We start from the raw sequence: 4,758 nt of genomic DNA, 5'->3' as shown, positions 1-4,758 counted from the left end.
CCCCCGCAAGGGGGGAGATTGGATGTTGCGACGGCCTTCGCCAATTGTGAACGTTGCAGGAAAAGTGAGGCCGCAAAGCTGCCAATCTCCCCCCTTGCGGGGGAGATGGCCGGCAGGCCAGAGGGGGTGCTGTCCCTCGGCATTTCCAAGAGAACGCCACTACCAACAAGTGAGACACCCATGACCGATTCCCGCGCCCGCAATATCCTGTCCCGCCAGTCCGAGCTCGAGAGCGAGCGCAGCCAGTATGAGGCTGTGTGGGAGCAGGTGGCGGAGTTCTGCGACCCCGATGCGCCCGATATCTGGAGCGGCCGCCGCACAGGCAGCCCGGATTCGCAGGCCGAGCGGCAGGAGCGGCGGGGTGCGCGCGTCTATGCCAACACCATCAACTCGGCCGCCAACCGGCTGGCCGCGGGGCTGGAAAGCCTGATCATTCCGCAGTCGGAAAAATGGCATGGGCTGTCGACTGCCGCCATGAACGACGAGGAGACCGACGAGGAGAAGGAATGGGCGGAAGGTTTGCGCGATTTCCTGTTTGCGCTGCGCTACTCCGCCAATTCGAATTTCGTGCCGGCGACCCAAGCCTGCCTGCGCAATGTCGTGCGCTACGGTCCGGCATATCTCTATGCCGAGGAGGGGTTTGGCGCGACACTGATCCGCTACGCCTCGATCCCGGTGGTCGAGGGGTATCTCAGCCGCAATCGCTGGGGTCAGGTCGATATTTTCCATCGCCGCTATGAGCGCACGGCGCGGCAGGCGGCACAGCTGCTCGGCTACGAAAAGCTGCCGGCGCGCATCAAGGTTCTGCTCGACGATCCGGCCAAATGCGAGACGAAGATCTCGCTGATCCAGTGCATCCAGCCGCGCGACGAGCGCAAGATGTATCGGCTGGGCGGCCAGTACCAATATCTCGACACGGCCTTCGCCTCCTACCACGTCATCGAGGACGAGGAGGAAATCGTCCGGGAGAGCGGCTTTCGCACCTTCCCGGTGTCGACCTTCAACTGGCGCCGCTACGAGGGCGACCCCTATGGCATCTCGCCGACCATCGAGGCGCTGACGACGGTGCGCGAGGAAAACGCCGTGCGCCGCTCGGGGCTTCGCGCCCTGCAGCAGATCACCGACCCGGCCACCGCCTCGAAGGCCAGGCTCGACTATGTGCCGGTGCTCAACCCCGGCGAGAATTATCCCGGCCTCATCGACGACAATGGCAGACCGCTGATCGCGCCGATCTCGACCGGGCAGAACCCGACATATGCCTTCAACTACGCGCAGAGCCGCGCCGACGAGATCCGCGACATGATGTTCGTCAACCTGTTCCAGACGCTGGTGCAGAACCCGCGGATGACGGCGACCGAAGCGCTGATCAGGCAAGAGGAAAAGGGCGCGCTGCTCGGGCCGTCCGGCTCGATCATCCAGGCCGGCTTCGCCACCAATCTCGACCGCGAACTCGGCATTCTGGAGGACAAGGGCCTCTATGACGAGGACAGCCGCTTCCTGCCACCGGAAAGCCTGGCCGGCAAGGCGGTGCGGCCGACCTTCACCGGCCCGCTCGACGTGCTGCGCCGCTCGGCCGAGGCGCGCGACACCATCCAGGTGGTGACGACCGCCATGCAGATGGCGCAGTTCGACCCCGGCGTGATGGACAACATCGACAGCGACGAGGCGATCAAGATCGTGCAAAGCGCCGGCCGCAGCCCGCAGCGCATCTTCCGCCGCAAGGAGGAGGTCGACGGCCTTCGCGATGCCCGCGCCAAGGCCAGCCAGGCGCAGGCCGGCATGGCGGCGATCGCCACCGCCGGCAAGGCCGCCAAGGATGCGGTGCCGGCGGCGGTGCAGGCGCGCGACAGCGGCCTGCTCGACGGGTTGCAAGACATGCTGGGCGGCGCCCAAGATGCGCAAAGTGGTCAAGGCGGGCAGCCCATCGGCCCGGCGGGCAACGGCGCATGAGCCGGAAACGCTTCGCTCACTCCGGACAGGTAGGCAGTCCTGCCAGGGCCCGGGACGCGCTGGCCAAGGCATATCTCCGTGTGTTCTCCGGCGAGGACGGCGAGATGGTGCTCGCCGATCTGGCTGCGACGACGGGCTATTATCGGCGTCCGTCCTATGGCGAGTGGATGGCGCGCACCAGAACGCCCAATGGCTTCGAGCTGCACAGCGCGCTCAGCAATGCGCGAGCCGAAGTGGTGCAGCACATTATGGGGTTTCTGACGCTGGACGAGATGCAGCTGGTGGCGCTGGAGAAGGCGGCAAGGGCGGAGGAGCGGTAGCTGTTCGCCGACGCTGGTGCCCTACGGCGCCCCCCTCTGTCCTGCCGGACATCTTCCCCACGAGGGGGGAGATTGGCAGTTCCGCAGCAATCGCCTCAATAATCGCCGTTGTAGTACCGGTCGTCGCAAGGCGCGGTGTAGATGCGGCCGTAGCGGTCCTGGTAGCGGCAGAGTTGCTCGCCGCGGCGCTGCGGGGTGGTGGCTGAGCCGACGACGGCGCCGAGCAGGGCGCCGCTGGCCGCGCCGATGACCGTGCTCTTGGTGTTGCCGCCGATGGCCTGGCCGACGAGGGCGCCGCCGGCGCCGCCGATCAGCGCGCCGGTTCCGGCCCGCTGCTGGCCCTCGGTCTGCGCGCAGCCTGCCAGTGCTGCGGTCATCAGCACGGCGGCGATGGCTTTGTGAAAGTTCATGTGTGGTCTCCCTTGAAGGCCTGAAATCCCTATGGCTCGTCCCGTGCGGTCGCATTGCGGCGGAACGGGGGCACGAAGCCTCACGATATAAGACATGGTTTCTCGGGCGTTGATGGACCGGCGGCCGAAAACACTCCTTTCGAACAAGGCGCTAGCGTTGCTCCTTGTCAAAATGATTCAGCCTGTGGCGGCTCGGCCGGAGCCAAACCGGGGCCTCCCCCGCGCGCAGCGCACACCTCTTCTCGCCTCACCGAAAAATGGAGAAATGCCAATGACCCGAGGTCTTCCCCGGACGCTTGCCCGCGCCGCCGCCCGCGAGGCCGGTCTTGCCCCGCCCAGGCCCGGCCTGAAAGCAATCACAACAGGGCAGGGCGGATCGTATCGCACTGTCTTCACCTTCGCCGGCATGCAGGTGCCGGTCGCCGATGCGCTGGCTTATGCCGGCCAGAAGGTCTTCGATTTCACCGACGGCAAGGTGCGCATCAAGGGAGGCACGGCGCGGCTGCAGTTCGCAGTGCTCGGCATCCGTCCGTCAACGATCAACGACAATGCAGCGCTGACCTGGTCGCTCGGCTCAGCGGCGGCATCGAGCGCGACGTTGGCTGGAACCATGGTCAATGTGCTGGCCTCGACGGCCCGCACGCTCGACGGTGTGGGTGCCGCGCTCTCCACCGCCTCGACCGCCGACATCGCCGCCGCAGTGACGCTGGATGGCACCACGACGCCGATCGATCTCTATCTCAACCTGGCGTTTGCCACCGGCACCGACATCGATGCCGACGGGACGATTGCCGTGACCGGCACGATCACGCTGCTGTGGGAAAACTGGGGAGATAACGCCTAGGCGCCAATCTCCCCCCTCGAGGGGGAGATGTCGCCAAAGGCGACAGAGGGGGTCGGTTCGACCGGACGCGACTCCCGGCGACGAATGAAGTTGGCGCTCCACGCGCGGCGACCCCCTCTGGCCTGCCGGCCATCTCCCCCTCGAGGGGGGAGATACCAAGCTTTTGCCGTCGGCTCTTTTCTAACCTCAACAAAGGAATCTCCCACAAGACAGATCTGGCAGACGCCGGGTCCGTGGCGGCGCTTGCGCTGCCGGCGGGCAACCCGGCATGGCCTCCGGCCAACGGGGACAATGGGTCCTCCTCGACGGCCGGCAAAAGTTGGTTTGACGGTCTTTCCGAAGGCAACCGCAAGCTCGCTGAAACCAAGGGTTGGACCAAGCCTGAAAGCCTCGATCGGGTTTTCACATCCTATGCGGAGCTGGAGCGGCGGCAGGGTGAGAGCCTGCGCGTTCCCGCCCCGGACGCATCGCGGGAAGACTGGGACCGGTTTCATGCCCGGCTGCCCGAGACCATGCGTCCGGTCACCTCATCCGAGAAGGTCGAATACATCAGGCCGGAAGGACTGCCGGACAATTTCGCCTATTCGGACGAGCTCGCCAATGCGTCCAAGGCCTGGGCGGTCGAGGCCGGTGCTTCGCCAAAGACCGCGCAGGCCTATCACGACAGGTTTGTCGGCTACATGGCCGAGCAGGCCGCGCGCCAGGAAATCGCGCTCGCCCGCTCGGTCGAAGCCACCCATGACGATCTCGTCAGGGATTGGGGGCCGACCGACAGCGACGGCTTTCGCCAGAAGCTGGAGGTCGCCAACCGGGCGATGAAAAAGCTCGGCCTGGTCGACGCCTACAAGGCGAAGGGCATCCTTCTGCCCAACGGGGCGCTGACCGATCCGCAGATCGCCAAGGCGTTCCAGGCGATCGGCGAGGCAATGTTCCGCGAAGACACGATCGACGGCGGTGCTGGTCGGAGCGGAGCCAATCCGTTCAAGCGCAACGCCGCCGGCGAACGCAACCTGACTGATATCTCAGCCCTCGTCAAAAGCGACCCCGCCCGTGCCCGGCGGCTGGCTCGCGAGGCCGGGGAGAACCCCGACCGCTGGATGCCCAACAACCCCCTCTAAAGCTGTGTCGATATTCAGCCGGCCTGCAAACGACGGCTTTCTGCGCTTCCGGTGCTCATATGTGGACGGCCCCCTGCTTGCAAGTATTGGCTGAGATGGTTTGATCGGATCGCTTG

At 65.7% G+C, this 4,758-nt stretch carries 5 protein-coding genes; 4 read left to right on the top strand and 1 reads right to left on the bottom strand.

What is annotated here, in order from left to right; all coding sequences use genetic code 11:
* The first annotated feature begins 180 nt into the window (after positions 1 to 180).
* Entirely contained in the window at positions 181 to 1,950 is a 1,770-nt protein-coding gene (locus NKJ06_RS34375; protein WP_352634467.1) for a portal protein, read from the top strand.
* The gene (locus NKJ06_RS34370) at positions 1,947 to 2,270 is read left to right on the top strand and encodes a Bbp19 family protein (protein WP_352634465.1); all 324 of its coding nucleotides are present in this window, start codon (positions 1,947 to 1,949) and stop codon (positions 2,268 to 2,270) included. The genes NKJ06_RS34375 and NKJ06_RS34370 overlap by 4 nt, the downstream gene beginning before the upstream one ends.
* A 95-nt stretch (positions 2,271 to 2,365) precedes the next feature.
* Here NKJ06_RS34370 and NKJ06_RS34365 read toward each other — a convergent pair whose 3' ends face one another.
* Positions 2,366 to 2,680, bottom strand: coding sequence for a YMGG-like glycine zipper-containing protein (locus tag NKJ06_RS34365; protein WP_352486238.1), 315 nt, complete (start codon positions 2,678 to 2,680; stop codon positions 2,366 to 2,368).
* Positions 2,681 to 2,951: 271 nt separating this feature from the next.
* Here NKJ06_RS34365 and NKJ06_RS34360 point away from each other — a divergent pair, with 271 nt between their 5' ends.
* Both NKJ06_RS34360 and NKJ06_RS34355 read left to right on the top strand, forming a co-directional pair.
* On the top strand, positions 2,952 to 3,524 hold the full coding sequence (locus tag NKJ06_RS34360) for a hypothetical protein (RefSeq protein WP_352634463.1): 573 nt from the start codon (positions 2,952 to 2,954) through the stop codon (positions 3,522 to 3,524).
* Positions 3,525 to 3,757: 233 nt separating this feature from the next.
* Positions 3,758 to 4,642: a hypothetical protein gene (locus NKJ06_RS34355; protein ID WP_352812363.1), complete on the top strand. Its 885-nt coding sequence runs from the start codon at positions 3,758 to 3,760 to the stop codon at positions 4,640 to 4,642.
* Positions 4,643 to 4,758 lie beyond the last annotated feature (116 nt).

The sequence above is a fragment of the Mesorhizobium sp. M0293 genome (assembly GCF_040321735.1).
GTDB lineage: Bacteria > Pseudomonadota > Alphaproteobacteria > Rhizobiales > Rhizobiaceae > Mesorhizobium.
Note: the sequence above shows the minus strand (reverse complement) of the source record. Positions and strands in the feature narration are given on the sequence as shown.